Source organism: Deinococcus frigens DSM 12807, from assembly GCF_000701425.1.
Classification (GTDB): domain Bacteria; phylum Deinococcota; class Deinococci; order Deinococcales; family Deinococcaceae; genus Deinococcus; species Deinococcus frigens.
Window position 1 is genome coordinate 1 of record NZ_JNIW01000051.1, and the last position, 26,418, is coordinate 26,418.

General features: G+C 66.4%; 29 protein-coding genes and 1 pseudogene. 19 read left to right on the top strand and 11 right to left on the bottom strand.

Annotation, left to right across the window (positions count from 1 at the left end; genetic code table 11):
• Positions 1-324, top strand: a 324-nt coding sequence (locus Q322_RS23480; RefSeq protein ID WP_029478734.1) for a transposase, incomplete at its 5' end; no start/stop codon positions are given.
• Positions 325-457: 133 nt separating this feature from the next.
• Here the strand turns inward: Q322_RS23480 and Q322_RS0115100 are convergent.
• The 3 genes from Q322_RS0115100 to Q322_RS0115110 are packed head-to-tail and all read right to left on the bottom strand — an operon-like array spanning position 458 to position 2,188.
• Positions 458-1,057 (bottom strand): hypothetical protein, encoded by a 600-nt coding sequence (locus Q322_RS0115100; RefSeq protein WP_029478735.1) that lies wholly within the window; start codon positions 1,055-1,057, stop codon positions 458-460.
• The gene (locus Q322_RS0115105) at positions 1,054-1,368 is read right to left on the bottom strand and encodes a PadR family transcriptional regulator (RefSeq protein WP_029478736.1); all 315 of its coding nucleotides are present in this window, start codon (positions 1,366-1,368) and stop codon (positions 1,054-1,056) included. Before Q322_RS0115105 ends, Q322_RS0115100 begins: the two co-directional genes overlap by 4 nt.
• A 31-nt stretch (positions 1,369-1,399) precedes the next feature.
• The gene (locus Q322_RS0115110; protein WP_029478737.1) at positions 1,400-2,188 is read right to left on the bottom strand and encodes a TatD family hydrolase; all 789 of its coding nucleotides are present in this window, start codon (positions 2,186-2,188) and stop codon (positions 1,400-1,402) included.
• A gap of 133 nt (positions 2,189-2,321) precedes the next feature.
• On the opposite strand from Q322_RS0115110, the gene Q322_RS0115115 reads away from it, so the two are divergent.
• The 3 genes from Q322_RS0115115 to Q322_RS0115125 are packed head-to-tail and all read left to right on the top strand — an operon-like array spanning position 2,322 to position 5,061.
• Positions 2,322-2,936, top strand: coding sequence for a hypothetical protein (locus tag Q322_RS0115115; protein ID WP_245593279.1), 615 nt, complete (start codon positions 2,322-2,324; stop codon positions 2,934-2,936).
• 51 nt (positions 2,937-2,987) lie between these two features.
• Entirely contained in the window at positions 2,988-3,875 is an 888-nt protein-coding gene (locus Q322_RS0115120) for an LptA/OstA family protein (protein WP_029478739.1), read from the top strand.
• 10 nt (positions 3,876-3,885) lie between these two features.
• Positions 3,886-5,061 (top strand): LptA/OstA family protein, encoded by a 1,176-nt coding sequence (locus Q322_RS0115125; RefSeq protein WP_051668654.1) that lies wholly within the window; start codon positions 3,886-3,888, stop codon positions 5,059-5,061.
• Here Q322_RS0115125 and Q322_RS0115130 read toward each other — a convergent pair.
• Entirely contained in the window at positions 5,024-5,944 is a 921-nt protein-coding gene (locus Q322_RS0115130) for a lactate/malate family dehydrogenase (protein WP_029478741.1), read from the bottom strand. The two genes, Q322_RS0115125 and Q322_RS0115130, sit on opposite strands and share 38 nt — an antisense overlap.
• Positions 5,941-6,399, bottom strand: coding sequence for a universal stress protein (locus Q322_RS0115135; protein ID WP_034418747.1), 459 nt, complete (start codon positions 6,397-6,399; stop codon positions 5,941-5,943). The genes Q322_RS0115130 and Q322_RS0115135 overlap by 4 nt, the downstream gene beginning before the upstream one ends.
• A gap of 340 nt (positions 6,400-6,739) precedes the next feature.
• Here Q322_RS0115135 and Q322_RS0115140 point away from each other — a divergent pair, with 340 nt between their 5' ends.
• Entirely contained in the window at positions 6,740-8,203 is a 1,464-nt protein-coding gene (locus tag Q322_RS0115140) for an MBL fold metallo-hydrolase RNA specificity domain-containing protein (RefSeq protein ID WP_029478743.1), read from the top strand.
• 33 nt (positions 8,204-8,236) lie between these two features.
• Positions 8,237-8,734 (top strand): thioredoxin-like domain-containing protein, encoded by a 498-nt coding sequence (locus tag Q322_RS0115145; RefSeq protein WP_029478744.1) that lies wholly within the window; start codon positions 8,237-8,239, stop codon positions 8,732-8,734.
• A gap of 291 nt (positions 8,735-9,025) precedes the next feature.
• Here Q322_RS0115145 and Q322_RS0115150 read toward each other — a convergent pair whose 3' ends face one another.
• The gene (locus Q322_RS0115150) at positions 9,026-9,817 is read right to left on the bottom strand and encodes an APH(3') family aminoglycoside O-phosphotransferase (RefSeq protein WP_051668656.1); all 792 of its coding nucleotides are present in this window, start codon (positions 9,815-9,817) and stop codon (positions 9,026-9,028) included.
• 148 nt (positions 9,818-9,965) lie between these two features.
• Here Q322_RS0115150 and Q322_RS0115155 point away from each other — a divergent pair, with 148 nt between their 5' ends.
• The 4 genes from Q322_RS0115155 to Q322_RS0115170 all read left to right on the top strand — a co-directional run bounded on the left by Q322_RS0115155 (position 9,966) and on the right by Q322_RS0115170 (position 12,953).
• Positions 9,966-10,589, top strand: coding sequence for a YqhA family protein (locus tag Q322_RS0115155; protein ID WP_034418754.1), 624 nt, complete (start codon positions 9,966-9,968; stop codon positions 10,587-10,589).
• Positions 10,590-10,882: 293 nt separating this feature from the next.
• Positions 10,883-11,764 carry a hypothetical protein gene (locus Q322_RS0115160; RefSeq protein WP_051668657.1) on the top strand — a complete coding sequence of 294 codons (882 nt, stop codon included), beginning with the start codon at positions 10,883-10,885 and terminating at the stop codon, positions 11,762-11,764.
• Positions 11,761-12,132: a hypothetical protein gene (locus Q322_RS0115165; RefSeq protein ID WP_029478748.1), complete on the top strand. Its 372-nt coding sequence runs from the start codon at positions 11,761-11,763 to the stop codon at positions 12,130-12,132. The genes Q322_RS0115160 and Q322_RS0115165 overlap by 4 nt, the downstream gene beginning before the upstream one ends.
• 101 nt (positions 12,133-12,233) lie before the next feature.
• Positions 12,234-12,953, top strand: coding sequence for a CDP-alcohol phosphatidyltransferase family protein (locus tag Q322_RS0115170; protein ID WP_245593277.1), 720 nt, complete (start codon positions 12,234-12,236; stop codon positions 12,951-12,953).
• A 24-nt stretch (positions 12,954-12,977) separates the two neighbouring features.
• On the opposite strand, the gene Q322_RS0115175 is transcribed toward Q322_RS0115170, so the two are convergent.
• Positions 12,978-13,361: a hypothetical protein gene (locus tag Q322_RS0115175; RefSeq protein ID WP_156953084.1), complete on the bottom strand. Its 384-nt coding sequence runs from the start codon at positions 13,359-13,361 to the stop codon at positions 12,978-12,980.
• A gap of 86 nt (positions 13,362-13,447) precedes the next feature.
• Between Q322_RS0115175 and Q322_RS0115180 the strand changes: the two genes are divergently transcribed.
• On the top strand, positions 13,448-14,662 hold the full coding sequence (locus Q322_RS0115180; protein ID WP_029478751.1) for a saccharopine dehydrogenase family protein: 1,215 nt from the start codon (positions 13,448-13,450) through the stop codon (positions 14,660-14,662).
• Between the two features lie 65 nt (positions 14,663-14,727).
• Here Q322_RS0115180 and Q322_RS0115185 read toward each other — a convergent pair whose 3' ends face one another.
• Positions 14,728-15,012, bottom strand: coding sequence for a hypothetical protein (locus tag Q322_RS0115185; protein ID WP_029478752.1), 285 nt, complete (start codon positions 15,010-15,012; stop codon positions 14,728-14,730).
• 160 nt (positions 15,013-15,172) lie between these two features.
• Here Q322_RS0115185 and Q322_RS0115190 point away from each other — a divergent pair, with 160 nt between their 5' ends.
• The 5 genes from Q322_RS0115190 to Q322_RS0115210 all read left to right on the top strand — a co-directional run bounded on the left by Q322_RS0115190 (position 15,173) and on the right by Q322_RS0115210 (position 20,118).
• Positions 15,173-16,075, top strand: coding sequence for an AAA family ATPase (locus Q322_RS0115190; RefSeq protein WP_245593278.1), 903 nt, complete (start codon positions 15,173-15,175; stop codon positions 16,073-16,075).
• Positions 16,072-17,304 carry a vWA domain-containing protein gene (locus Q322_RS0115195; protein ID WP_084148023.1) on the top strand — a complete coding sequence of 411 codons (1,233 nt, stop codon included), beginning with the start codon at positions 16,072-16,074 and terminating at the stop codon, positions 17,302-17,304. Before Q322_RS0115190 ends, Q322_RS0115195 begins: the two co-directional genes overlap by 4 nt.
• 248 nt (positions 17,305-17,552) lie before the next feature.
• Complete coding sequence (locus Q322_RS0115200) at positions 17,553-18,401, top strand: metal ABC transporter substrate-binding protein (RefSeq protein ID WP_281173657.1); 849 nt, start codon at positions 17,553-17,555, stop codon at positions 18,399-18,401.
• Positions 18,398-19,180: a metal ABC transporter ATP-binding protein gene (locus tag Q322_RS0115205; RefSeq protein WP_034418749.1), complete on the top strand. Its 783-nt coding sequence runs from the start codon at positions 18,398-18,400 to the stop codon at positions 19,178-19,180. The genes Q322_RS0115200 and Q322_RS0115205 overlap by 4 nt, the downstream gene beginning before the upstream one ends.
• Positions 19,177-20,118 (top strand): metal ABC transporter permease, encoded by a 942-nt coding sequence (locus Q322_RS0115210; protein WP_084148024.1) that lies wholly within the window; start codon positions 19,177-19,179, stop codon positions 20,116-20,118. Before Q322_RS0115205 ends, Q322_RS0115210 begins: the two co-directional genes overlap by 4 nt.
• A gap of 331 nt (positions 20,119-20,449) precedes the next feature.
• Here Q322_RS0115210 and Q322_RS0115220 read toward each other — a convergent pair whose 3' ends face one another.
• Together Q322_RS0115220 and Q322_RS0115225 are read right to left on the bottom strand one after the other, a co-directional pair.
• On the bottom strand, positions 20,450-21,322 hold the full coding sequence (locus tag Q322_RS0115220) for an ABC transporter permease (RefSeq protein WP_029478758.1): 873 nt from the start codon (positions 21,320-21,322) through the stop codon (positions 20,450-20,452).
• Complete coding sequence (locus Q322_RS0115225; RefSeq protein WP_029478759.1) at positions 21,315-22,283, bottom strand: ABC transporter ATP-binding protein; 969 nt, start codon at positions 22,281-22,283, stop codon at positions 21,315-21,317. Before Q322_RS0115225 ends, Q322_RS0115220 begins: the two co-directional genes overlap by 8 nt.
• Before the next feature lie 448 nt (positions 22,284-22,731).
• Here Q322_RS0115225 and Q322_RS0115230 point away from each other — a divergent pair, with 448 nt between their 5' ends.
• The 3 genes from Q322_RS0115230 (at position 22,732) to Q322_RS0115240 (ending at position 26,058) form a co-directional block, all read left to right on the top strand.
• The gene (locus tag Q322_RS0115230; protein ID WP_051668658.1) at positions 22,732-23,865 is read left to right on the top strand and encodes a prephenate dehydrogenase; all 1,134 of its coding nucleotides are present in this window, start codon (positions 22,732-22,734) and stop codon (positions 23,863-23,865) included.
• Positions 23,866-23,950: 85 nt separating this feature from the next.
• On the top strand, positions 23,951-25,135 hold the full coding sequence (locus Q322_RS0115235) for an acyltransferase (RefSeq protein ID WP_084148025.1): 1,185 nt from the start codon (positions 23,951-23,953) through the stop codon (positions 25,133-25,135).
• Between the two features lie 80 nt (positions 25,136-25,215).
• A complete protein-coding gene (locus Q322_RS0115240; RefSeq protein WP_169739087.1) occupies positions 25,216-26,058 on the top strand; it encodes an alpha/beta hydrolase family protein in 843 nt (280 codons plus the stop codon).
• Between the two features lie 123 nt (positions 26,059-26,181).
• Here the strand turns inward: Q322_RS0115240 and Q322_RS24190 are convergent.
• Positions 26,182-26,418: pseudogene (locus tag Q322_RS24190) on the bottom strand (IS4 family transposase); the annotation flags it as partial.

Consider the following 26,418-nt stretch of genomic DNA (forward strand, 5'->3'; position numbering starts at 1 on the left):
CGCTGGAAGATCGAATGCCTGTTCAGGGCGCTCAAAACGAAGGGCTTCCGGTTGGAAAACACCCACATGACGCTTCCCAATCATGTGACGCGGCTGCTCTGTTTATTGACCCTGGCGTATGTTTGGACCGTTCTGGTCGGCATCGACCAGGAGACGGCCCTTAAAAAACACGGACGGCGCGCATGGAGTGTCGTGACCCTGGGCCTCCGGTCGCTCGTCCGGGCGTATTCCCATCAGGTTGGGGCTTCGGTGGACGAACTGCTCCACCTCATTCGACTCTGGACGCCGCGCCAGACGACGGCTGTGGAAAGTGTCGGGTACTGAGCCGGATGACCTTCAGCGTGGAGTGTCTGCACCGTTTCTTCGGCGTGGGCCTCCAGCTCACGCCGCAGGCGGGCACCGGTGTCATGTGGGAACACTCCCGTCACGGAGTCCAGCCAACTGTCCAGAGCAGATCTCATGCCTGTTCTCCTTCCAGGGCCAGGGTGCGGGCGAGGCGGGCATCACGGCCAAGCTGAAGTTTGGTGCAGTAAACCAGCCACAACAGCAGGGTAACCAGCGCCAGCCAGACGTATCCACCAAAAAGAAGCTCCGTGACGGCGGGCCACTGCATGAACATGAAACACACGCTTGCAATCCACAGCCGCCAGTTTCTGCGGCGTACCGGATGGAAACGCTGCGTCAGCCACAGCGTCACGACAAGAAGCAACAGAAGTAGCCCCTGAATAGACCAGACACCGTGGAACGGGGCACGGGCCTCCAGCACCTCCAACACCAACCACAGCAGCGCAGGCAAGCCCAGAACCAGCCACTCGCTCAGGTTAAAGCCCGTGCGGTCCTTGCCGCCAGTACGCTGTTCTATCCATTCGTCGTTCGTCAGGTACAGCCGCCGCAACTCTGCCGCCGTGTCGTCCGGTCTGCCCAGCAGGGGGCGTACATCCTCCTGTTCATCCACCCCAGCGTCGTGCAGGTGCGCCAGCGTGTCGGCCTTCACGCGGGCCGTGACCCCGGTGGGCAAGTCCTGGGTAGCGCGCACCAGCCATTCGGACGCCTTCATGCCCCGCCCCCGATCACCGCGCCAACCGCCCGGACCTGTTTTTCCCACGCCTGGCGCGACTTCGCCAGCGCCCCGCCGCCCTTCCCAGTCAGACGATACTCGCGGCGCACCCGCCCGCCGACCTCGTGTTCCTGGCTTTCCACCAGACCCTCGGCCTCCAGCGCGTGCAGGGCCGGGTAGAGGGTGCCTTCACGGGCATTGAGCAGGCCGTCGCTGCGCGCCTTGATGGCCTGCGCGATGGCATAGCCGTGTTCGGGCTGACGCTCCAGCACGGCCAGAATCAGCAGGCGCAACCGCTCACGGGCATTCATGGGGACAGCATACCTCCAGATTGGATGTATCTCAACCGGAGGTCTGGTGTGGTTCGACTGCCAGCCCGTACACCCGCTGAGCATTGGCGTCCGTCATTCGCTCCAGCACGTCGGCAGGCATCTCGCGCAGTCCAGCAATGAACTCCAGCGTATGGCGCACGTAGCCGGGGCGGTTGGGCTGGCCGCGTCTGGGAACGGGGGACAGAAAGGGCGCGTCGGTTTCCAGCAGCATCCGTTCCAGGGGCAGGGTGCGGGCGGCGGCGTGAATGTCATGGGCGTTCTTGTAAGTCGTGTTGCCCGCGAAGCCGAAGTGCGTGTGTTCGCCCCGCTCCAGGCCGAAGCGCAGCAGGTCCGGGTGGCCGCTGAAGCAGTGGAGGATCACGGGGACATCCGGCCACCCGGTCAGAATCTCCATCACGCCCCGGTGGGCGCTGTCCTGCCCGGCCTTGTCGCGGGTATGGATCACCAGCGGCTTGCTCAGCCGCCCCGCCAGTTCCAGTTGCCACTCGAAGGCGCTGAGCTGCTCGGCCCGCTTGGTGTCGTCCCAGTAGTCGTCCAGCCCGCTCTCGCCGATGCCCACCACGCGCGGATGTACGGCCAGTTCCTCCAGCGCGCGCCGCGCGTCCGGGCGGTCCTCGTCGGTGTCGGTGGGGTGCAGGCCGACGGTGGCGTACACGTCGGGGAACTGTTCGGCCAGGGCGACGGCGTTGCGGGCGTGTTCGGGACTCGCGCCGATGCAGACCATAACGCTCAATCCCAGCTCGCCACGGGCGGAGGCCGGGTCTTCGAGGTAGTCGAGATGGCAGTGGGTGTCGATCATGGGAGACAGGGTAAGCGGTATGAGGAGGGCAGCCCCAGCCTGGGCCGGTTTTGCCCACCGTGCACCTCCCCCCACCCATCCCAGCCCCACCACTCTCATGAGGGCCGGGCGCTAGAGTGCGCGCGTGCAGAAAATGGGCCTCTACGCGCTGCTGGCGATCCTTGTCTTCGCCCTGATCTTCGCCTTCCTGCCGGGCGCAGACCGGGCAGACTCGAAGACGGACGCCACCTTGCAGGGCGTGGAACTGCGCCTGTTTCCGTCGCGCGACCCGGACGCGGTCTGGAGCTTCGCCGCGCAGAACGTCAGCAGCAATCCTGTGTCTGACAAAACGCGGCTGACCGGGATTTCCGGTGGCAAGCGGATCATCAAGGAACGGGACGCGGACGGCAGGCTGACGGGCCGCGAGACGCTGGACGCCACGCTGAACGCGCCGGACCTGACCATCGACGGGCAGGACGACATGACCACGGTTAAGGCCAGCGTCAGGCTGGTCAAGGAATGTGCGGACATCGTGATGAAGGGAACGCCGGAGAACCCGGTCAAGATCGAGCAGGGGTACGGCTTCACCGCACCGGTAGCCGACATCACGTCTCCACTGATGGACGCCCACGCCGAGAAACTGCGAATGTCTTTTCAGTTCGATCTTGACGACATGGACAACGACACCTCCTCAACCACCATCAATACGGAGGCTGAAGAGATCTGCAAAGACGGGAAACTGGTTCCCAGAACTAAAAGCAAGACCTGACGAAACGAGTTTCAGAGTCATCTTTTTCAGACGAAACCAAGGAGTCCCACGATGAAACGAATTGCCCTGATGATCGGCCTGCTGAGCCTGACCGCGCTGGCCCAGACCGCCACCAACACCAACCGCATCGTCAAGATTCAAGGCGGGGCGCGCGGCAATGTTCGCACCGGCCCACTGACCTACAGCGGTAACCCGGTCAAGGCCACCGTCAGCACCCTGAAGATCGAGTCGGCGCAGGCCACACTCGCCGCCCCCAGCGGAATCTCGCTGCTGGACGCCGAGGGCAAACGCACCGCCAACTTCACCGGCAACGTGCAGGTGGAGCGCGGACGCCTAAGCGCAGCGGGCAGCGCCCTGGCCTACAGCGAGGCCACCGGGCGGGGCGTTCTGAGCGGCAATCCCAGCGCCACCTTTGTTCCCGAGGACAAGACCGACGGCGACAAGGTCAGCATCAACGCCTCGCAGATGAGCCTGGATGTGGACAACAACGTTTCTACCAGCACCGGCAACGTGCGCCTGACCAACGGCAACCAGACCGGCAAGGCCGACAAGCTGATCTTTGACGAGGACAAGGAACTGGCGCAGTTGACCGGCACGCCCAGCCTGACCCGCGCCGCCAAGGGCAACCAGAAGGAGCTGACCATCACTGGGCAGGAGGTCCGCGCGCTGACCAAGACCAAGACGCTGTATGTGTCGGGCGGCGTCAAGCTGGTGCAGGGCACCCAGACCACCACGGGCAACGCGGTGTATTACGACGACCGCAAGAACGTGGCCTACGTGGTGGGCAACGCCGTCAGCGTGGACAGCAAGAGCAAGGTCACGGTCAAGGCCCCGGCCAGCGGTTACCTGGAACAGCGCACCGATCTGGCCCGCGTGCGCGCCCTGAACTCGGCGTACAAGATTCCAGTCGAACAGTTCAAGCTGAGCGGCGAGAAGTAAGCTGAGCAGTATGCGGCGTCTGCGGCTGGGAAAAGGAATGGTCACGCTGGCCCTGATATCGGGCGCGGCGCTGCCCGTCTGGGTGCTGGCTCAGGATGCGGCACCCGCTGCACCTCCTACCCAGACGCAGCCTCAGCAGACGCCGCAACCTCCGGCACCCGCCGCCGATCCTGCTGCCCCGGATGGGACCGACACGCCGGAAACGGAGCCGGGTGCGGAAAACGCCAGTCTGGACCTGGTCCGCAAGAGCGACAAGGACGGCAAGGAACGCCGCATCCGCATCGTGCGGACGGGGACCAGCGACGACACCGGCATCTTCGCCACATGCAGCCCGCAGGACGACGACCCGGAAGACGCGCCCAATCTAGCGGTGTTCAGCGAAACCGGGCCAGGGGGGGTGCGGATCATCATCGACAAGAACGTGATCCGCGTGCCGTTGGCGGTGGTCACCCAGCAGCAGCCCAAGGACGGTGAGGACGGCAGCGACGGACGGGTTGAGGCCAGCGCCGGAACTGCCCGCTTCCTGAATCCAGACGAGGTGCCGCCGGACGCCACGGACCGCCTGACCCGTTGCGAAGTTCAGGCCACCCCCAAGCCCGCCCCCGACACGGTGTTCGTGACCCAGGGCAAGACCGAGTTACAGGGCCAGAAACTGGTCTACGACGAAACCGACGGCGTCGCCCGCATCGACGGCCCGGTGACCTTTAAGCGGGCCAACGAGAAGGACCCGCTGACCGGCAGCAGCGAGCGCATCGAGGTCAACGTGGACGACGAGAAGACCACGCTGGTGGGCAACGTCGTGCTGAACAGCGAGGGCGGGCGCGTCAGCCGGGCGGGGCGGGTAGAGTACGACGACGCGGCGAACCTGGCCCGCCTGATCGGCACGCCGGAGCAGCCCGCCGTGAGCATTAAGGGCGGCGACACCCTGCGCGCCGGAATGATCCTGTATGACCTGGACAAGAACGAGGTCTACGCCGTGAAGGCCGAGGGCGGCACCATCACCGGGGAATTCGTGGAGGAGGGAGACGCGCCCGATTCGGCCCCGGCAACGGCACCCGGCACGGCTCCCAGCCCCGGCACCCGCCCGCTGCCGCCGCTCAGTCCGGGAGAGACGCCGGACCCAGATGCGGACCCGAACGCCTCGCCGCTCAACCCTTCAGGCCCAGGCGTTCCACGGACCCCCTGAGCACCGCCGCGCTGCGCTCCAGCGCGGCCCTTTCATCTTCGGTCAGCAGGGGCGTGACGCTGGCCTGGATGCCCCCCGCCGCCACGATGCGCGGCAGGCTGAGGCTGACGCCGTATTCGGGGGTGGGCGCGCTGACGGTCAGCACGGCGCGGCGGTCCCCCAGCACGCGCTCGACGATGCGGGCCAGCGCCGCGCCGATGCCGTAGTAGGTGGCCCGCTTGCCGCCGATGATGCTGGCGGCGGCGTCGCGGGTCGCGGTTTCGATCTCAACGCGGATCTCGGGCGTCCAGGGCAGCCCGCGCGCCGCCATGAAGTCGGCCACCGGCAGCCCGGCCACCGTGGCGCTGCTCCAGGCGATCACCTCGCTGTCGCCGTGTTCGCCCAGCACGTAGCCGTGGACGTTGGTGGCGTCCACCCCGGCGCGTTGCGCGATCAGCCAGCGCAACCGGGCGCTGTCCAGCACCGTGCCGGACCCCACCACCGCGTGTCCGGGGGCCAGATGGACGGTCAGATCGGTCAGGGCGTCGACCGGGTTGGTGGCGATCAGCAGCACCGCGCCGGGGGCATGTTCGGCCACCTGCGGAATGACCTGCCGGAAGATCTCGGCGTTTTTCTCCAGCAGCTCCGTGCGGCCCTCGCCGGGTTTCTGGTTGGCGCCGGCGGCGATCAGGACCAGCTTGCTGCCCTCCAGCGCCGCGTAATCGCCGCTGCTGACCCGCGCCCCGTGGCTGATGGGGGCGGCGTGGGCGATGTCCTGGGCCTCGGCGCGCGCCCGGTCCCCGTCCTGATCGACCAGCACAATTTCACTGCACGAGTCACGCAGGGTCATGGCGTAGGCGGCGGTGGCCCCCACCAGCCCCGCGCCAACGACGCCGACCTTCACGAATGACCATCCGGCAGGCGCACGGTCAGCACCGGGATGTGGCTGCGGGCCACGATCTTCTCGGCGCTGCTGCCGATGAAGAAGTGCTCCAGCGCGCCCTGCGAGTGCGTGCCCACCACGATCAGGTCCGCGCCCCAGCGCTCGGCGGCCTCCACGATGCCGGTCACGGGGTCGCCCACCAGTTGCTCGGTTTCCTCGCCGTCCTGCATCATGGCCGCCAGTCGCCGGGCGTCGGAATCTTCCAGTGAGTTCAGCAGTCCGGCGTCGAATACGGCGGGGGTCACGCCGCCCATCAGGTCCGGTGAGGCGGTCACGCGCGCGTCGGTGACGTGCAGCAGCCGGATCTGTGCGCCGGGAAAGCGGGCGCGGGCCAGCGCCAGCGCGTTCTGGCTGGAGGGCGAGAAATCCACGCCCACGGCAATCTTGGCAAAATCACTCGGTTCGGTTCGGGTCATGCCATGCAAGTTACTCGCGATGGCAGGCGGGAGGCAAGCCAAAGTTGATGAACACGCGGCTGCCGCACACGGTTGCTGGCCCCGTCAACTCGGTCTACTCCGCACCACGATGGGTGCCAGACCAGACGGACCGCTCGGGACGGCGCAGATGCCCCGGCTTCTCTCACCATGACCAAGCTCCATGAGAGCATTTGTCAAAAGAGCTGCTTACTTTTGACAGGAACAAGTGAGTGAATTTTGCCAAGGATTTGGGACTGGTACAGCTCCGACGGTTAGGATGGAAGCGTCGGGAATCTCCTTTCCGGGTGCGGTCATTCGGACAAATACTCTAAACTTCCCCATGCGACTCCAGAGTTTCGGCGCGGCCTGTACAGTGACGGGCAGCATGCACCTACTGACCCTGGACGGCGGGCGGCGGGTGTTGATCGACTGCGGGCTGTTCCAGGGCGGCGGAGACATGGAAGCCCGCAACCACCAAACGTACCCCTTTGACCCGGCGGACTTGGACGCGGTGATCCTGACGCACGCGCACCTGGACCATGTGGGACGGTTGCCGCTGCTGGTCAACCGGGGTTACCGGGGACCGGTGTACTGCACGCCGCCCACCGCCGCGCTGGCCGAGACCGTGCTGCTGGACTCGGCCCGCTTGCAGGTGGAGGGCTACCGCCAGGCCCTGCGCCGCGCCCGCCGTCAGGGCCGTGAGGATGACGTGCTGCCCCCCCTGTACGACGAGGAGGACGTTCACCGCGCCCTGGCCCTGCTGCGCCCGGTGCTGGAATTCGGGCAGACGGCCACGGTGGCGGGCCTGCGCGTGACGCCGGGGCGGGCCGGGCACATCCTGGGCAGCGCCTATCTGCTGCTGGAATGCAATGACGGAAGGCTGATCATGAGCGGCGATCTGGGCAACCGCGAGAGCGGCCTGCAACTGGACTTCACGCCCCCGCCGCCCGCCGACGCGGTGGTGATCGAGACCACCTATGCCAACCGCAGCCACCGCGCCTGGCCGGAGACCCTGGCCGAATTCCGCGACGCCCTGCGCCAGAGCGTGCGCGCCAACGGCAAGATCCTGATTCCCAGCTTCGCCATCGAGCGCTCGCAGACCATCTTGCACACCCTCAAGCAGTTAATGGATTCGGGCGAGGTGCCGCGCATTCCGGTGTTTCTGGACTCGCCGATGGCTGCCCGCGCCACCCATGCCTACTTCGAGTTCGGCGACGAGTTGATCCCGGAAGTCCGGGACGCCCTGCGCGCGGGCGGGGACCCCTTTGCGCCCAGCACCCTGCATGTGGTCCTGACCGGCGACGAGTCGCAGCGCATCAACAGGTACGACGGTCCGGCGATCATTCTGGCGGGCAACGGCATGATGACCGGCGGGCGAATCCAGCACCACCTGCGCCACCACCTGTGGAAGCCGGGCACCAGCCTGATCATCGTGTCGTACCAGTCGCCGCTCAGCCTGGGCGGGCAGATCGTGGCCGGGGCCGACACGGTGCAGATCATGGGCGAGGACATCGCCGTGCGCGCCCAGGTCCACACCATCGGCGGCTTCTCGGCCCACGCCGATCAGGACGACCTGCTGGCCTTTCTAGAGACCGCCGGAAACCCCCACGTCTGGCTGGTCCACGGCGAGGTGCCCGTGATGGACGCCTTTTTGCCCGAACTGTCGGCGCGCGGCCTGAAGGGCGACATCGTGCCGGACCGGCAGGAGGTGGATTTGCTGGGCGGCGGCTTCAGCGGGGGGCGGCCACCGGGCCTCGCGCTGGACGCCGCACCGACAGGCGTGAAGGTGGAGGCGGGCGAATAAAACCTTAACGTGGCCCCGTTATGCTGGGCGGCGATGAAACGCGCCTTTTTGCCCCTCCTGCTCCTCACCCTGACGGCCTGTAACAAGAATGCGGGCATCGAGGGCCTCCAGACCTTTACCTATGCAGCGGGCGATCACCGCAGCGGCTCGCTGGTCTACGCCGAGAATCCGCCCGCCGGGGGGGCGCACAATCCACTGTGGCAGAACTGCGGCGTCTATGATGGGCAGCTTTACAAGGAATACGCCGTCCACAGCATGGAACACGGCGCAGTGTGGATCACCTACCGCCCTGGTCTAGACGCGGCGGGGCTGGCGCAGCTCAAAACTCTGGTGGATGGCCGCCCCTACACGCTGCTCAGCCCCTACGAGGGCCTGGACACGCCCGTGGCCGCCAGCGCCTGGGGCGCGCAGCTCAAGGTGGACAAGCCCGACGACGCCCGCCTGAAAGCGTTTCTGGACAAGTATGAGCAGGGACCCACCACCCCCGAACGCGGCGCGTCCTGCACGGGCGGCTACAGCAACGTGAGGTAGGGCAGGCAAACGGTCGAATGTCCAGTCTGCGCCACCCTCCCGCCGGAAACGCGAAAAAGGCTATCCCGACGTCCAGCCAGATACGGAATGAGAAAACACTCCGAGGGGACACTGGGTGACTGGCCGCTAGAGTATTTGTCCGAACTACAGCATCGGGACAGGAGACTCCCGATGCTTCCATTCTCCCCAATACTCGGCAAAATTCACTCACTGTCTTGGGCAGGACAGACGCCCATGAGGACGCTTGCCCCCCCGTTCGGTCAAAAGTGGACAACTCTTTTGACAAATGCTCTAGAACAGCTCGTCCAACAGCCGGTAGTACGCCAGCTTCTGCGGATCGACAAATTCGCGCCCGTAGAGATCCAGAAAGTGTTCGGCGGAGTCGGCGTTCAGGTTGCGGATTAGGCTGCGGTGCGTTAAGGCCAGATCGGCGTGGCGGTCCGCGATACCGGCGCGGCCCACGTCGATCAGGCCGTCGATGAATTCGCCGTTCACGATGAAGTTGGGCAGGCAGGCGTCGCCGTGCGTGATCACCAGATCCTCCCGCGCGGGACGGGTGCGGGCCAATTCGTTGAAGACGCTGACCGCCGTGCAGCCCTGGCGTTCGCCGTCAAAATCCGATTCGTCCACCACGCCCGCCGCCACCCGGGCGCGGGCGCGGGCCAGGGCCACGCTCAGGGACATGTTGAAAGGGCACTCGCGCAGCGGCAGAGCGTGCAACTCGCGCAGGGCGCGGGCCAGCAGGTTCACCAGCCGGTCCGAATGGAACAGCACGTCACTGTGGGAGGCGTCCAGGCCGGGCACGCGGGTCAGGGCCAGGTATTCGAGGCCGCCTTCCACCTCATAGCCCACCACGCGCGGCACCGGAACGCGCCCGGAGAGATAGCGCAGGCGTTCGCGCTCCTGTTGCAGGGTGCTGGGAAACTGAAGGCCGCCGCGCACCTGCACCTTGACCACAAACCGCTGCGACTTCCACATGCCCGCGCCGCTCTCGCCCACGGTCACGCGCTCCCAGCGGGCGGCGGGCAGCACGCGGCGCAGCGGGGACGGCAGGGTCAAGGTTTCGTGAGTGTCCGGCGGCACAGGGCGCAGGATAGATCATGCATTCGCACCGGGCCGCGCACGGCATCATGGGGGCGTGACCACCACCAGACCGCAAGGAAGACAGAGGGGCGCGTCAGACGCCCGGCACCAGCGAAGGCAGCGTCAGGCCGACTGGTTTTCCGCCGCCATCGGGCGCACGCGCTTCGTGGTGCTGATCGCGGTGGTGGCCGTGCTGCTGGTGTCGTTCAGCCTCTTTCTCCAGGGGACCGTCCTGGCCTTCTCCACGCTGTACGACTCGTGGCAAGAGACCTTCACCAACGGCATTCAAAGTCAGCGCGGCAGCCTGGCGGTGGAGTTCCTGGAAATCGTGTCGACCATGCTCAAGGCGGTGGTCTTTTACCTGATCGGCGTCGGGCTGTACTCGCTGTTCATCTCGCCGCTGAACCTGACCAGCGCGCTGGGCGTGGAAAGCCTGGCGGACCTGGAACAGAAGATTATCTCGGTGATCGTGGTCATTCTGGGCGTCACCTTTCTGGAGCATTTCGTGCGCTGGAAAGACCCCCTGGACACGCTGTACTTTGCGGGGGCCTTTGCGCTGGCAGGCGGCGCGCTGGTCTTTTTCCAGCGGGTCCACGCCGGTCAGGGCAGCGACCTGCAACAGCCCGAGGCCAAACTGCGCGCCCGCCGCGAACTGTTCGAGCACGACGACGAGCAGCGCCACATCGAGGAAGAGGATGTCATGCGAGCCGCAGAGGCCACCGAGAAAAAAACCGATGAGAAAGTGAAGGCAGAGGCCGGGGCAGAATCGTAGGGCGGGGCCGGGGGGCCAGTCCCGCCGGGATTCTGGAATGTGAGGCCACGGCTGGACCCCTCCGTCCGCCCCGTGACCAGCACCCCTCAAGGTGGGCCGCAAGACACGGCTGGACCGCCCCCATTCCACGTCTTCTTGCTTCGCTTCTGAGGAGAGGCGCTCCGAAGGAATGGACTCGCAAGGCCGCGCAGCAGAGGGCTTGAGCCGTGGAAACTTCCATTCAATCTCCACTCCCCTGGCAATAGCGAGGCGCACCCCGCCCCCACGGTCCCGCGCCGCGTACACTGTCCACAATGAGAGTTGGACTGCTAGATTCCCCCGCCTCCCGCCTGCGGGCGTACTGGGCGGCGTATTTAAGAGAACTGGACGTGCAGGCCGTGACGCCTGCGCTGATCGACGCCGAGGCCCTGGCGCTGGGCCAGCAGAGCCTGCCGGACGAGCCGACCACGGTGCAACTGGCCCTGGGGCGCATTCTGGCGCTGGAGGCGGTGGACGCCGTGTTGATTGCGCAGTGGCCCGCCGTGTCGGGCGACGCGTGGAGCGAGGCCCTGACGGACCTGCTGCCCCGGCGCATCAGCGGGCTGCCCACGCTGATCGCCGTGCCGGACAGGGGCGGCCCCGATCTGGAGGGGATCGCGGCGGAGGTGGGGCTGCGCGTCTCGCAGAACGGGGGCGCGGTGCGCGGCGCGCTGGCACAGGTGCGCCCACTGGCCGCCGAACCACGGGTGAGCCTTCCCCCGCTGGGGCGTGCCGGACGGGCGACGGTGGCGGTGATCGGCCCACGCGTGCTGCTGGCCGAACCCGAACTGTCGGGCGGCCTGCGCCCCGCACTGGAGGCGGCGGGCCTGCACGGCGTCTTCTCGCCCGAATTGCCGCAGGGAGACGTGATGCGCCGGGCCGAGCGCATGGACAACGCGGCGAGGGTTCCGGCGGGCGAGCGCGAACTGTTCGGCGCGGCCTCGCTGCTGGCGGGCAAGAGCGCGGTGCGCGGCGTGGTGCTGGCGGCCCCCGCCCACGACGGCGCGACGGCAGCGGCCCTGGGGCGGATTGCCGCCAGGATGCACCTGCCCACGCTGCGGCTGGACCTGAAAGGGGGACAGGCTGAATTTGACGGCCTGGAAGCGTTCGCCGCCCGGCTCAATCCCACCCCGCTGCCCTCTCAGGAGACCCCATGAATTTCTGGCGCTGGCTGATCACCCCCGATCCCGATCCCGGTTTTACCCGCACCAAACTGCTCAAGCTGGTCATCCGCGTGCTGCTGTTTGCCACCGTCGCCACGCTGCTGAGCAGCCTGCTGGCGCTGACGCCGCTGCGCCCGTACCTGAACACCTGGTGGGGCAGCCTGGTCTTTATCCTGATCCTGTACGTACCGATGGCACGCTTTTTGCTGGTGGATTCCTTTGTGCCGCGCCGTGGAACTGGCGCGGCGGCCACTTCGGGCAAGAGCGGCAAATCAACCCTCAGCAGCGCCCAGCGCCGCAAGGACCGCAACCGCTACGCCGGGGTCAAGAAGGGGCCGCCCAAGTACGGGGGACGGCGATAGGCGCAGAAGACCGGCCTTCCATTCTGGAGCAGACCCGCAAGAAACGGCCTGCCGACGAACTGCTGAACGAACGTTTCTATCGCCCGCTGGCGCAAAAGCTGGTGAACCCGCTGGCCCGGCTGAACGTGAACCCCATCCATGTGGTGCTGTTCCACACGGCGCTGGGCGTGTACGCAGCGTGGCTGATCCGGCGCGGCGGGCCGTGGTGGCAGAGCCGCCTCGCACCCGCGCTGCTGCTGCAACTCAAGACCGTGCTGGACAACCTGGACGGCCAGTTGGCCCGCGCCACCGGACGGACCACCGAGACGGGCCGGTATCTGGACACCGAGATGGATCTGGTGGTCAATCTGGCGCTGAACGTGGCCATCGCGGGCCGGGCCGGGGTGCCGCTGACCGTGCTGCAAAGCCTGATCCTGACCACCGATTTCCTGTGGGAACGCGATTACCGCGCGGCGCGGGGCGAGGTGTTCCGGGAGCGCGCGGCGCAGGCCGGGGATGATCCGCGCGTGCTGGCGGCCTTGAAAGCCGTATATGCCGCCTATTTTTCGCCGCAGGAGCATCTGCTGAGCGACTGGTTCGAGGCACGGTTAAACGCCGCCGTAGATGACTCACCCTCTTCAGAACAGCGCCGCGCCTATACCCCACTGCCCATCACGGCAATCGCGGCGAATCTGGGGCTGACCACGCAACTGGCCGTTCTGGGCCTCTGTCTGCTGGAGAACAGTCCCAGGCTCTACACCCGGTCCCTTCCCCTTCAGACGCTGCTGCTGCTGGGCGTGCAGCGGTGGCGGGAGGGGCGGGTGGGGCGGACGGCAACATGAGCCGCCTCCGCGCACCGGAGTTTTTTACTGGCCCAACCGGTACTGCCTGTCCCCCTCGGCCTGCAACACCACGCCCACCTTGCCCCGGTCCACCGTCACGTCGCAGCTCAGGATGCCGCGCGGCAGTGGCCCCGGCAGCGCTTCGGTACATTGTTCAGAATACGAGACGTTCTCGGAGGGCTTCGCGGCCTGCACCGCCCGCATGACCTGCTGGCCGTAGTCGCGGGCCGCCTTGCCCTGCACGGCCAGCGTGGCGACGATCACGCCGATACCCACCGCAAAGGCCAGCAGAATCCAGAAGAAGGTGCGGGTGGCCTTGCCGCGTTCGGCGGGGGTGATGTCGCGCGGCTCGGCAATCTTGACGGCTGGCACAGCGGGTTGCTTTTTGGGGCGAGAACGCTTGCTCATCTGGGCTTGCTCATCTGGCGTCCAGCCTATCCCGGGCGGCCCCGTCAACCGTCCCGTAAAGCTGCCGCCGCGCTACACTCCGGCCCATGAGCAAGGTCATCATTATCGGAGCAGGGGGCGTGGCCAACGTCGTCGCCAAGAAGTGCGCGCAGAACGACAGCGTGTTCAGCGAAGTCCTGATCGCCACCCGCACGGTCCGCAAGGCCGACGCCATCGTGGCCGAGATTCACGAGCACCTGCCTAACAGCAAGGCGAAATTCAGCACTGGCACCGTGGACGCCGACAACGTGCCGGAACTGGTGCAGGTCATCCGCGACTTTGGCCCGGAAATGGTCATCAACGTGGCCCTGCCCTACCAGGACCTGACCATCATGGACGCCTGCCTGGAAACCGGCGTGCATTACCTGGATACCGCCAATTACGAACCCAAGGACGTGGCGAAGTTCGAGTATTCCTGGCAGTGGGCCTACCGCGAACGTTTTGAAAAAGCTGGCCTGATGGCCCTGCTGGGCTGCGGCTTCGATCCCGGCGCGACGCAGGTCTTCACCGCGCATCATGCCAAGCACCACTTCCGGGAAATCCACTATCTGGACATCATCGACTGCAACAACGGCGATCACGGCAAGGCGTTTGCCACCAACTTCAACCCCGAGATCAACATCCGCGAGATCACGGCCAACGGGCGCTACTGGGAAAACGGCGAGTGGATCGAGACCGCGCCGCTGGAAATCAGCCAGGACATCTATTACCCCAAAGTCGCCACCCGCAACAGCTTCGTGCTGTACCACGAGGAACTGGAATCGCTGGTGATCAACTTCCCCACCATCAAGCGCGCGCGCTTCTGGATGACCTTCGGCGAGGCGTACATCAAGCACCTGAACGTGCTGGAGGGCATCGGCATGACCAGCATCGAGCCGATTGACTTCAGGGGCCAGCAGATCGCGCCCATCGAATTCCTGAAGGCCGTGCTGCCCGTTCCCGAATCGCTGGCCGCCAACTACACCGGGCAAACCTGCATCGGCGTGCAGGCCAAAGGGATCGGCAAAGGCGGCAAGGAGAAGGTGCATTTCGTCTACAACGTCACCGACCACGCCGAGACGTACAGAGAAGTGCAGGCGCAGGGCGTCAGCTACACCACCGGCGTCCCGGCCATGATCGGCGCGATGCTGATGCTGACGGGCACCTGGAAGAAGGCGGGGGTGTACAACGTCGAGGAATTTGACCCCGATCCCTTTATTGCCGCCATGAATGAGTGGGGGCTGCCGGTAGACGAGCTGGCGGGCATCGAACTGGTGAAGTAGTCGGCCCAAAGAAGTGCGCCGCCTCTCTCCAGCAACCCAGGGGCGGCGCGCTCGACTTCGGCGGATCAGGCTGCGGGGACACCCTGACGCCGCGCAGGTGCAACGGCCACCACAAGCGCCCCCAGCACTAGCCCCAGCAGACTGGCGGTGGCCACGGCCATCCACCACACCCCCAGTTCTATGGGGTCCAGTCGCACGCTCAGGGCCACCAGCACAGCAGACAGAATGAAGTCGGGCAGCACGGGGCGCAGCAGATTCTGCCCGTGACAGTGTGCCTCGGAAAAACCCTTGCCGAAGTGCAGGCCAGCACCCAGGGCGCTCAGAACGCACAGCAGCAGCGGGAGAGTCATGGGCGCAGCCTAGACGCCGCCCCCTGACCGTTGGCTCACTTCCGGGGCCAGACCTCACATTAAGACGCACTTTTGAGACAGAACAGGGCGGGCGGCATGGGCGATACTGGGCCATGTCCAGGAATGTCCGATCCGCGCTGCGCCCATCCGGCGGCGGCGCGTGACCTCCGCCGCCGATCTGATGGACCCCGCCGCCCTTCAGGCCGCTTTCCGGGCGCAGGGTTACGTGGCCGGGGACGCGCTGGCCACCGCGCTGCGCCTGGTTCCCGCGCTGCAAAAACCGCTGCTGCTGGAGGGTCCGGCGGGCGTGGGCAAGACCGAAGCAGCCAAGACGCTGGCCCTGTCGCTGGGCACGCGCCTGATCCGGTTGCAATGCTACGAGGGACTGGACGCGCAGGCCGCGCTGTACGAGTGGAACTACGCCCGCCAACTGCTGTACCTGCGCTCGGCGGAGATCGGCGGGGGCCGGGTGGACGACGACGAACTGTACGGCGAACGGTTTTTAATGGCCCGCCCCCTGCTGCAAGCCATTCAGCAGGAGGTGGCCCCGGTGCTGCTGATCGACGAGATCGACCGCGCCGACGACGCCTTCGAGGCCTTTTTGCTGGAGCTGCTGGCCGAGTGGCAGATCACCGTGCCAGAACTGGGAACCATTCCCGCACGCACGCGCCCGCACACCATCCTGACCAGCAACCGCTCGCGCGAGCTGAGCGACGCTTTGCGCCGCCGCTGCCTGTACCACTGGGTGGAGTACCCCACCGCGCGGCAGGAACTGGAGATCGTGCAGGCGCGCTTGCCCGGCATCGACGCGGCGCTGGCCCGCCAGGTCACCGACGCCGTTCACGCCCTGCGCGCTCTGCCGCTGGGCAAGCCGCCGGGGGTGGCCGAGACGCTGGACTGGGCGGCGGCGCTGCTGTGCCTGCACCGCGACCATCTGGACGCCGAGAGCATCGAGGCCACCCTGGGCGCAGTGCTGAAGCTGCGCGAGGACCAGTTGCTGGCCGCGCCAACCTTGCGTGGTGTGGCGGGGCGGGGGGTGGCGGGCCGGGCGGAGGCGGGGTGAACGGCCACCTGCCCGCCGCGCTGTCAGCCCAAATCACCACCTTCGTGATCCGGCTGCGGACCCGGCACGGCTTTCTGGTGGGTCCTGGCGAGGCGGGGGACGCGCTGCGGGCCGCCGGAATGGTGGACGTGCTGAGCAAGAGGCAGCTCCGCGACGCCCTCCGCGCCGTCCTGATCGCCCAGCCGGAACAGGGCCGCATCTTCGATCACGAGTTCAACACCTTTTTCCGTGCTGAGGGCAGCCCGCCCCCACCCGAGCTGCCCCCCCTGTTGCCCGAAACCGAGGCTCCTGGCGCAGAACAGGAAACTGAAACGTCGCCCAAGAAACAGCAGGAAGGCGAGGGTCAGGCACCCGCCCCGGCCCCGCCTGGACCGGGGGAGGAACCGGAGTTAACGACGGTGAAAGCCCAGCCGCAGGGCGAATCGAAGGAAGACGCGGACGATTCCGGCGGCGACTTCCAGACCGTTGAGACCCGCCTCAGTCCGAATGCGGGGGCGGGGGGCGAGGTCCGCTCCGAGGATGGGGATTTGCGGGAGCTGCTGCGCGCCGCCAGCGCGTTGATCCGGGCCGTGGAGCTGGGGCGGTCCCGACGCCTGAAACCGCTGGCGCGGGGGCCAAAGCTAGACGCCCGCCGCACCCTGCGCGCCGCCGCCCGCACCGCAGGCGATCCGGCGTTGCTGCGCTGGCTGGGCCGCCCGCGCCGTTCGCCGCGCTTTTTGCTGGTGCTGGACGGCAGCCGCAGCATGGGCCGCGACGCTGGCCTGCTGCTGCGGTTTGCTCAGGCGCTGTCGCTGCGGACCCGCCGGGTGGAGGTCTACGCCTTTTCCACCGGGCTGACCCGCCTGACCCCGCATCTGCGCCGCGCCCTGCCCGGCCAGCCGCTGACCCTGCCCGATCTGGGCGAGGCCTGGGGCGGCGGCACCCGCATCGGCGAGAACCTGCTGCAACTGGCCCGCCAGGAACGCGAGCGGGTGAACCGCGACACGCTGGTTCTCATTCTGAGCGACGGGCTGGACACCGGCGAGCCGGAGGTGCTGGAGCGCGCCCTGCGTGACCTGAAAGCGCGGGCGGGGCGGGTGATCTGGCTTTCGCCGCTGGCCGCGCTGCCGGGCTATCAGCCGGTGCAGCGGGCCATCAAGGCGGCGCTGCCCCATCTGGACGCGCTGTTGCCCGCCGGGAGCATGGAGGATTTGCAGCGTCTGGGCCGCCGCCTTCAGCAGAGGAACTGAGCCGCAGCTTGGAACACGCCTGTCCAGAATCCCCCGTCTCTGTCGTCCCCTTTGTCTCTTGGCGAGGGCGCGGGACGCGTCGCCAAATATCCCCAGTCCTCGCCCACCTCTGTTCAACTCAATTTCAGAAGAGCCTGGGCTAAATCCGACTTGAGCAGTTGACTTTCAATCTTTTTTAGCTTAACCTAAAAATTATGATGAGGACCGCTCAAATTTTTTCTCTGTCCGCCCTACTTGCCGCAACAGGCATGGCACAGGCCGCCCAAACAGGCGAGAAGAAGACTGTGCTGACCACCTTCACCATCCTGTCCGACATGGCACAGAACGTGGCGGGGGACCGCCTGAACGTCGTGTCGATTACCAAGCCCGGCGCGGAAATTCACGGCTACCAGTTCACCCCCAGCGATCTGGTGAATGCGCGAGGCGCGGATTTGATTCTCAACAACGGCTTGAATCTGGAACGCTGGTTCGAGAAATTCACCCGGCAACTGGGCAAGATTCCCAGCGTCACGTTGACGGACAGCATCGTGCCGGTCAGCATCTCCTCGGACGCGTACAAGGGCAAGCCCAATCCGCACGCGTGGATGTCGCCCAAGAACGCGCTGATCTACGTGGAAAACATCCGCAAGGCGTTCGTGAAGCTCGACCCCGCCGGGGTAAGAACCTTCAACGCCAACGCGAAAAAGTACAGCGATCAGATTCGTGCGGTGGATGCCAAGCTCAAGACCCAGCTCGCCAGCCTGCCCAAAAATCAGCGGGCGCTGGTGACCTGCGAAGGAGCCTTTTCTTACCTGACCCGCGATTATGGCCTGTCCGAGCATTACCTGTGGCCGGTCAATGCCGAGGAAGGGCAGGGGACGCCCAGGCAGATCAAGTCCGTCATCGACGTGGTGCGCGCCGAGAAGATTCCCGCCGTGTTCTGCGAGAGCACCGTGCCGACGCGCGGTATGGCGCAGGTGGCGAGGGAAGCCGGGGCGAAGTTCGGCGGCGTGCTGTACGTGGACTCGCTGACCGACGCCCGGGGACTAGTCCCCACCTACCTGATTCTGCTGCAAAAAGATACCGACACCATCCTGAAAGGTCTGGGGAGCCGATGACTCATAAACAGGTGATTGCGCTGGACGTGAACAATGTCAGCGTGGCCTACGGCGGCGGGCGGCTGGCGCTACGACAGGCCAGTTTGCAGGTGCAGGGCGGCAGTGTCTGCGGTCTGGTGGGCATGAACGGCTCTGGCAAAAGCACACTGTTCAAGACTGTTATGGGTTTTCTGCCGCCGCTGCGCGGAACCGTGCAGGTCTTCGGGCAGCCGGTGATCCGCGCGCAGAAGGCCGGGCTGATCGCCTACGTCCCCCAGAGCGAGGACGTCGACTGGAATTTCCCAGTCAGTGTGCGCGAGGTGGTTATGATGGGCCGCCAGGGCAAGATGGGCTGGCTGCGCCGCCCCAACGCCGTCGATGAAACATTGGTGGAAGAAAGTCTGGAACGCGTGGGCATGAGCGCCTTCATGAACCGCCAGATCGGGGAGCTGAGCGGCGGGCAACGCAAACGCGCCTTTCTGGCTCGCGCGCTGGCGCAGGAAGGCCGCCTCCTGCTGCTGGATGAACCGTTTGGCGGCGTGGACGTGGGAACCAGTGAAGCCATCATTGCGCTGATGGGCGAGCTGCGCCGCGAGGGCCGCTCCATGCTGGTCAGCACCCACGATCTGGGCACGCTGGAAACCTTCTGCGACGAGGTGGCGTTGATCGCGGACCGCACCGTGCTGCTGTACGGCCCCACCGACGAAGTGCTGACCGCCGACAATCTGGCCGCCACCTTCGGGGGCCGCTCGCCGCTGCACGCCCAACCCAGCGCCAAAAGGGTGGAGGTCCGCCCATGACTCTTGAATTTCTCCTCGAACCGCTGCAATACGATTTTATGACCCGCGCCCTGCTGGTCAGCGCCCTGGTGGGGACGGTCTGCGCAGTGCTGTCGTGCTTCGTGATCCTCAAGGGCTGGTCCCTGATGGGCGACGCCGTGTCGCACGCGGTCCTGCCCGGCGTGGTCATCTCGTACCTGCTGGGGCTGCCCTTCGTGATTGGCGCATTCTTCTTCGGGCTGGTGACAGTCAGCGCCATCGGCTTTATCCAATCGCGCTCGCGGGTCAAGGAAGACACCGTGATCGGGGTGGTCTTCACGGCGCTGTTCGCGCTGGGTCTGGTGATGATCTCCAAGATTTCCAGCGAGGTCCACCTGAGCCACATCCTGTTCGGGGACGTGCTGGGCATCGGCGACTCGGAGCTGTGGCAGACGGTGATCGCCGGGACCATCGCGCTGATCGTGACGCTGCTGCTGCGCAAGGACCTGCTGCTGTACGTGTTTGACCCCACGCATGCCCGCTCAATCGGCCTGAATACCGGCGTGCTGAACTACGTGCTCCTGACCATGCTGGCGCTGACGATTGTGACGGCGCTGCAAACCGTGGGCGTGATTCTGGTGGTCGCCATGCTGATCACGCCGGGGGCCACCGCCTACCTGCTGACCGACAAGTTCTCGAAGATGCTGTGGATCGCCGTGGCCTGCGGCATTCTATCCGCCGTCATCGGCACCTACGGCAGCTACTTCCTGGACGGCGCGACGGGCGCGTGCATCGTGCTGGTGCAGAGCCTCTTCTTCCTGCTGGCCTTCATTTTCGCCCCCAAGCACGGCCAGTTGGCCCGCCGCCGCCAACAGATGGCCGAGCGTGCCGACGAACTGGGCGAGGGTGGACCGCCCGCCGCACCGCGCCCGGTGCTGACGCGGGTGCGAGCTTCGGGGAAGACGGAAGCCTCAGACTGAAGAGACCCCTCATACGGATTCCGATTGAAAGGTTTACATAGACCTTGAAATCCGAGCGGGCGTCCAGGCGTCCTCATGGGCGCTGCTCTGGACAAGACAGCTAGAAGAAAAGATTACGGATTCCGTGTATGGATTAGCACTTCGGCGCTTTCCTGAAGTGTCAAGGAATTAAGCGGAATCCGTATCACCCAACCCTCTCCCACGGAGAGGGCATTTTATTGGTCGGGAAGGATGGGGCGGGGACGGTGAACAGGGCGGCAAGAGCAGGGCATTTTTTAACCCCTCTCCGCTGGGGAGAGGGGCCTTGCGAAGCAAGAGGGTGAGGGGTCTCCTACAGATCCCGCCGACTGAAGCGCCACATGGCCGCCGCCACCGCTAAAGCGGCCAGCGCAGCGGCCCACAGAACCAGACCGGGGGCAATCGGGTCCGAGCCAAAGAAGGGGTTGGCCCCGCGTGTGCGGCGGCTGATGTCCAGCAGCACCTCCGGCTGAAGCAGGTAACTGGACCCCAGCCACAGCGCATTGGTGGGCATCACGATGTTGGCGGCGCGGCCCAGGGCGGCCAGGGTGGGGCTGTCGGCAAAGGTGCCGATGGCGTTCAGGATACCCCCGGTAAAGCCCGCGCCGTACAGCACGAACACGCCGATCCCGTTGGCGAGGGTAGTGAACAACGTGCTGCCCAGCACTGTCAGGGCGGTCAGCAGGGTCACGGCCAGCAAAATCAGGCCCAGGGCGGGGGCGGGCGAGGGCGGCAGGTAGCCGGTAATAACGTACACGCCGATTAGCAGCGCCGCCCCCAGCAGGGCCACGTACACCACGTTCACCACCGTGAAGCCGATCCAGCGTCCCAGCACCAGTTGCGCGCGGCTGATCGGACGGGCGATCACGCTCTGCATCACGCCGTTCTCGATGTCGCCGCTGACCGCGCCCACGGTGGACAGCACCGACATCAGCGCGCCCAGGAAATACACCAGATACATGCCGAACATGGCCGAGTACATGACTGGCACGTTCGACAGACCCGTGATGCTGCGCCCGTCCAGCCCGGCGTCCACGGCCCGCTGGTCCAGATTCATTTCCAGCCGGTAGATGCCGTACAGATAAAAGCCGATAAACAGCACGCTCAGGATCAGCAGCACGCTGACCAAGCGCTTGCGGACGGCCTCGCGCAGAGAGAGTTCGGCGATCAGCAGCGCGTTATGCATGGACGGCCTCCGGGGTAAGAGCGGGGGCGGGGCGGTCCTCGATCAGTTCCAGGAACATGGTTTCCAAGTCCGGGCGGCGCGGGGTCAGGGCGTGCAGCCGTGCGCCGCACGCATGAATGGCGTCGGCCACCGCAGGCACGGCGTCCGCATGTTGCAGCCACAACTCGATCTCGGCGCGTCCGGGGGTCTGGGTGTCGGTGTGGCGGACCTCGCCCAGCACGGCCAATGCTTCCAGTAATCCGGGCTTCACCGCGTCCACCCGGATGCCCACCGGGATCACGCCGCCCATCAGCTCCTGCATGCTGCCCTGCTGGAGCACCCGGCCCTCCTTGACAAAGGCCACCCGGTCACAGACCTGTTCTACCTCTGAAAGCAGGTGGGAATTCAGGAACACCGCCACGCCACCCGCGCGCAGCCCCTCGATGATCTCGCGGACCTCTACGCGGCCAATCGGGTCCAGGGCGCTGGTCGGCTCGTCCAGAAAGACCAGTTCGGGCCGCGCCAGGATCGCCCCGGCCAGCCCGCAGCGTTGCAGCATGCCCTTGCTGTAGCCGCCCAGCGACTCGCCGCCGCGCCCGCCCAGGCCCACAGTCTTGAGCACCTGTGGAACGCGGGCGCGCAGCTCACCTGGCTTCATCCCCGCCAGCCGTCCGTGAAAATGCAGGAATTCCTCGCCGGTCATCCAGGTCTGAAAGCGGAACTGCTCGGGCAAAAAACCCAGGCGGGCGCGCACGGCAGGATCGGCGGGAGAGCCGCCCAGCACGCGCATCTGGCCGCCGCTGGGCAGCACCAGCCCCAGCAGCATCTTGACCGTGGTGCTCTTGCCCGCCCCGTTCGGCCCCAGGAAGCCGAAGACCTCGCCGGGCAGCACCCGCAGGCTCAGGCCGTCCACCACCGCGCGGCCTTTGTAGACCTTGCGGAGTTCATGGGTTTCGATAATGGGAGGAGGGGCGGCGCTCATGCGGGCAGCATAGAAGCAGACTCTGGAAAGGGCATGGCTGAAAGTTGCAGTTGAGGGAGTTTCGAGGGCGGGGTGGAAGGCGGGCAGGTTCTGAGTTGAGGTGTCATTCGGGCAGCCCCACCCCCCAACCCCCTCCCCCAGAGGGGCAGGGGGAGCAGACGTTGCACTGGGCAGGAGTTCTCGGACTTTGTGGGCGAAAGAGGGCGGCAATGTTCCTGCTCACACGCCCCGCTTCGTGATGTGACGTGCGGCCCGTCCGCTGCGCGCCCGACGGCCCTCGGTTGCTGCTTCGTCGGCAGTTTTGGGGTTGGTAGAAAACAAGGATGCCCGACTTTTATCTCTTCCCGCCCACGGAGGACTGGGACGACTCCGCAGGAGAGGGGGTCATCTGGACGGAGCCTATCTATTTGCAATTCCCCCTCTCCCCCACCGTGCTAGCCTCCCGGTCATGCCTGAGCTGGACAAAACTGGGCCGGACCCTTTCCCTGCGCCCGTGACCCCCGCGCCGCTGTTCGGGACGGCGGTGGTGGCTGGGGTGGGACTGATCGGCGGCAGCGTGGCGATGGGCCTGCGCCAGCGCTTTCTGGCGCGCCGCGTGATCGGCCTGGACGCCAGTATAGACGTGCTGCGCGAGGCCGAGGCGCTGGGGCTGGTGGACGAGGTGCGCTCAGGCGCGGGCGAGTGGCTGCGCGAGGCCGATCTGGTGATTCTGGCCGCCCCGATGCGCGCCCTGATCCCGCTGGCCAACGAGCTGGCCCCCTTCCTGAACCCGGCAGCCCTGGTCACCGACGTGGGCAGCGTCAAGGGCGCAATCGCCGCCGAGATGGAACGGCTCAGGGTCCGCAACTTCGTGGCCGGACACCCGATGGCGGGCAGCGAGCGCGGCGGGGTGACGCACGCCAACGCCGCCCTGCTGGAAAACGCCGTGTGGGTGTTGACCCCCACCGATCAGACGCCGCTGACCGCCCTGAGCCGCGCCCGCACGCTGGTGGAGGGCCTGGGAGCCGCCCCGGTGGTCATGCCCCCCGACGCCCACGACGCGCTGGTGGCCACCGTCAGCCACCTGCCGTATCTGGCGAGCCTGGCCCTGACCCATATGGTGGCCCGCGACGAGCGCCTGAGCCTGCTGGCCGCCGGGGGCTTCCGCGACCTGACCCGCGTGGCCAGCGGCGACCCGCGCATGAGCCGCGACATGGTGGTGGAGAACAAGGCGGCGCTGCGCGAGGCGCTCAGGCGCTTCCGGTATCAGCTAGACCGCCTGGAGGCCGATCTGGAGGAACCCGAGGAACTGCTGGCCGCCGCCCACGAGGGCAAGCGCACCCGCGACAGCCTGCCGGTGGTGCGCCGCAGCCTGCTGCCGCAGAAATACGATCTGGTGGTGGCCGTGCCGGATAGACCCAATCAAATTGGGATCGTGACCCAGACTCTGGGCGCGGCGGGGGTCAACATCAAGGACATCGAGGTGCTGGCCATCCGCGAGGAGGGCGGCGCGCTGCGGCTGGGGCTGGAATCTGCCGAGGCGGTGGCCACCGCAGCAGGCATTCTGCGCGGCGCGGGCTTCGAGGTTCGCGGGCGGATCTGAGGCGGGGCGCTGTGGATGGCCAGACGGAAACGCCGACGCTGCCGGTCAATCCTTTAGACTGCGGCCAGCGCACGCGCACTTGCTCATGACCCAGACCCGCTTTCCTCCCTCTGCCGAGCCGGAGCCGCAGCCCCTGCCGCGCCTGCCGCAAAACCCTGAATTCGACGCCGATTCGGAAGGGTTGATTCCCCCGTCAGAGGCCGAGCCAGCCGTGGTGCAGGGCGTGCCGCACAAGTTGACCGCCATCGACCTGTTCCGGGGCATCACCATTCTGGAGGTGGTGGCCCACCACACCTCCGGGCTGGCGCTGCGCTACGCGGTGCCGGACACGCTGAGCTTTTTGGTGCTGCAACTGATCAACCGCACGCTGCATTTCGCCGTCCCCGCCTTCGTGTTCCTGTCCGCCGTGGTGCTGACCCGCAGCCTGCTCAAGAACTTCAGGCCGGGCCGGTATTTCTTCCGGCGGGTCACGCGCGGGGCGTGGCCGTACCTGCTGTGGAGCGCGCTGTACATCGCCTGGTACGTGTGGACCGGGCAGCGGCCCCCCGAGACCCTGACCGATCCCGACAAGTGGCTGTTCTACCTGCAATACGGCAAGGCCAGTTACCACCTGTATTTCCTGCTGGTGGCGCTGGAGGTCTATCTGGTGATTCCGCTGCTGTTGCCGCTGGCCCGCCGCAGGCCGCCGATTGCGCTGGCCCTGCTGATCGGCGCGGCGCTGCAACTGGGAATCTACCTGCTCAACCGCGAATACCTGCGGCTGCCCTTTCCGGCCAGCACCGTGGTGTGGTACATGCTGCCGGTAACGGTGGGCGCAGCGGTGGGCGCGCGGCTGGACGAATTTCCGGCGTGGTGGCGCAAGTACCGCGTATTCCTGATCGCGGGGGCGGCAGCGGCCTACGCGCTGTATCTGCCGCAGGCGCTGGCCTATGTGCGCGGCGAGCCGGTGGTGCCCATCGTCTACTCCAGCCTGAGCTGGGCCTACACCACGCTGATGGCCCTGACTGTGCTGGGCGTGGCGTACAGTCTGCAACGCTTCGCCGGGGCATGGCGGGTGGCCCTGGGCGTCACCGGGATGTTCAGCCTCCAGGTCTACCTGATCCATCCGGCCATCCTGCAAACGCTGGAAACCATTCATACTCCGGGGGGGGACCCACTGGTCTTTGGTCTGACCATGCTGGGCTACTTCCTGACCGCCCTGATCCTGCCCACCATGCTGGCCCTGCTGCTGGCCGACACCCGCCTGAGCAGGCTGATGTTCGGGCGCTGATCCGGGTGGATGGCCGGATGGGCAGGCAGCCTCGCCTGTCAGTTCAGCGTCAGGTCCGGCGCGCTACAGTCTCGGACGTTGTGGATCGGCTTCTCTCCTTGATCATGGTGCTGGCCCTGAGTGTTTCCTCTGCTGCCGGGGCTGTTACGCCGCCGCGCAGCCCCGTTCCGGTCACTCCTGTGGCCCAGCCGGTGGACTGGCTGCCGCTGGGCCAGCCGGGGCGCGAATCGCTGCTCCAGATTCCCGGCAGTTGCACCTACCTGCCCTGCCCGCTGGTGGTGGTCTCGCATCCGCGCAACCAGAGTGCGGCGCGCCTGCGTGACAGCCCCACCTTCCAGGTGCTGATCGAGGCCCTGCTGGATTCGCATTTTGCCGTGCTGCTCAGTGGTGACGGCGGCCCGGCGACCTGGGGCAGTCCCAGCGCCCTGAGGGAAGTGGGGCAGATCCACGCCACAGCCCTCAAGCGCTTTTCCTGGAACGGGCACACCTACGCCCTGGGCCTGAGCATGGGCGGCCTGATGGCCCTGCGCAGCGCGCTGCCCGGCAGCCCCTACCGCGTGGACGGCGTGGCCCTGATCGACGCCTGGACGGACCTGCGGGTGGCCTGGAGCGCCTCGCCCACCCGCCGCCAGGAGATCAGCGCGGCCTACGGCAGCCCCAGCGAGCCGCCGCCCGGCCTGGACCCGCTGATGCAGACCTTCAGAGCGCCGTACCTGCCGCTGTTCGTGGCCGCCAGCCTGGGCGACGGCACCGTTCCGGCCCTGACCAACGGCGAACGCCTGTACCCGCACGCCGCCCTGGGAAGCAGCCAATTCGTGTCCCTGAGCGGCCCGCACCTGGGCGGCAACCGCTTCACGCCGGATATGGCGCAGAAACTGGTGGGCTTTTACAAGCGTCTGGAGGGGCGGGTGGCAGTGAAGTGAAAAGCGGTCTCAAGGTCTGAACGCCAGCACAGCAGTTCACACGCCCTCATACGGATTCCGGTTGATCAGTTATGCAATAACTGCGAAACCCAACCAACGGGAGAAGGAAAAGTACGGATTCCCTCAGTACCCGACACTTTCCACAGCCGTCGTCTGGCGCGGCGTCCAGAGTCGAATGAGGTGGAGCAGTTCGTCCACCGAAGCCCCAACCTGACGGGAATACGCCCGGACGAGCGACCGGAGGCCCAGGGTCACGACACTCCAAGCGCGCCGTCCGTGTTTTTTAAGGGCCGTCTCCTGGTCGATGCCGACCAGAACGGTCCAAACATACGCCAGGGTCAATAAACAGAGCAGCCGCGT

Bases quoted from the DNA above. Each gene is read 5' to 3' on its own strand.
- Q322_RS0115115 (WP_245593279.1), top strand. From the start codon at position 2,322: ATGGGCCTCTACGCGCTGCTGGCGATCCTTGTCTTCGCCCTGATCTTC.
- Q322_RS0115180 (WP_029478751.1), top strand. From the start codon at position 13,448: ATGAGCAAGGTCATCATTATCGGAGCAGGGGGCGTGGCCAACGTCGTC.
- Q322_RS0115145 (WP_029478744.1), top strand. From the start codon at position 8,237: ATGAAACGCGCCTTTTTGCCCCTCCTGCTCCTCACCCTGACGGCCTGT.
- Q322_RS0115205 (WP_034418749.1), top strand. From the start codon at position 18,398: ATGACTCATAAACAGGTGATTGCGCTGGACGTGAACAATGTCAGCGTG.
- Q322_RS0115225 (WP_029478759.1), bottom strand. From the start codon at position 22,283: ATGAGCGCCGCCCCTCCTCCCATTATCGAAACCCATGAACTCCGCAAG.
- Q322_RS0115230 (WP_051668658.1), top strand. From the start codon at position 22,732: ATGCCTGAGCTGGACAAAACTGGGCCGGACCCTTTCCCTGCGCCCGTG.
- Q322_RS0115210 (WP_084148024.1), top strand. From the start codon at position 19,177: ATGACTCTTGAATTTCTCCTCGAACCGCTGCAATACGATTTTATGACC.
- Q322_RS0115175 (WP_156953084.1), bottom strand. From the start codon at position 13,361: ATGAGCAAGCGTTCTCGCCCCAAAAAGCAACCCGCTGTGCCAGCCGTC.
- Q322_RS0115135 (WP_034418747.1), bottom strand. From the start codon at position 6,399: ATGACCCGAACCGAACCGAGTGATTTTGCCAAGATTGCCGTGGGCGTG.
- Q322_RS0115235 (WP_084148025.1), top strand. From the start codon at position 23,951: ATGACCCAGACCCGCTTTCCTCCCTCTGCCGAGCCGGAGCCGCAGCCC.
- Q322_RS0115125 (WP_051668654.1), top strand. From the start codon at position 3,886: ATGCGGCGTCTGCGGCTGGGAAAAGGAATGGTCACGCTGGCCCTGATA.
- Q322_RS0115140 (WP_029478743.1), top strand. From the start codon at position 6,740: ATGCGACTCCAGAGTTTCGGCGCGGCCTGTACAGTGACGGGCAGCATG.
- Q322_RS0115165 (WP_029478748.1), top strand. From the start codon at position 11,761: ATGAATTTCTGGCGCTGGCTGATCACCCCCGATCCCGATCCCGGTTTT.
- Q322_RS0115160 (WP_051668657.1), top strand. From the start codon at position 10,883: ATGAGAGTTGGACTGCTAGATTCCCCCGCCTCCCGCCTGCGGGCGTAC.
- Q322_RS0115100 (WP_029478735.1), bottom strand. From the start codon at position 1,057: ATGAAGGCGTCCGAATGGCTGGTGCGCGCTACCCAGGACTTGCCCACC.
- Q322_RS0115120 (WP_029478739.1), top strand. From the start codon at position 2,988: ATGAAACGAATTGCCCTGATGATCGGCCTGCTGAGCCTGACCGCGCTG.
- Q322_RS0115185 (WP_029478752.1), bottom strand. From the start codon at position 15,012: ATGACTCTCCCGCTGCTGCTGTGCGTTCTGAGCGCCCTGGGTGCTGGC.
- Q322_RS0115105 (WP_029478736.1), bottom strand. From the start codon at position 1,368: ATGAATGCCCGTGAGCGGTTGCGCCTGCTGATTCTGGCCGTGCTGGAG.
- Q322_RS0115110 (WP_029478737.1), bottom strand. From the start codon at position 2,188: ATGATCGACACCCACTGCCATCTCGACTACCTCGAAGACCCGGCCTCC.
- Q322_RS0115220 (WP_029478758.1), bottom strand. From the start codon at position 21,322: ATGCATAACGCGCTGCTGATCGCCGAACTCTCTCTGCGCGAGGCCGTC.
- Q322_RS0115200 (WP_281173657.1), top strand. From the start codon at position 17,553: ATGGCACAGGCCGCCCAAACAGGCGAGAAGAAGACTGTGCTGACCACC.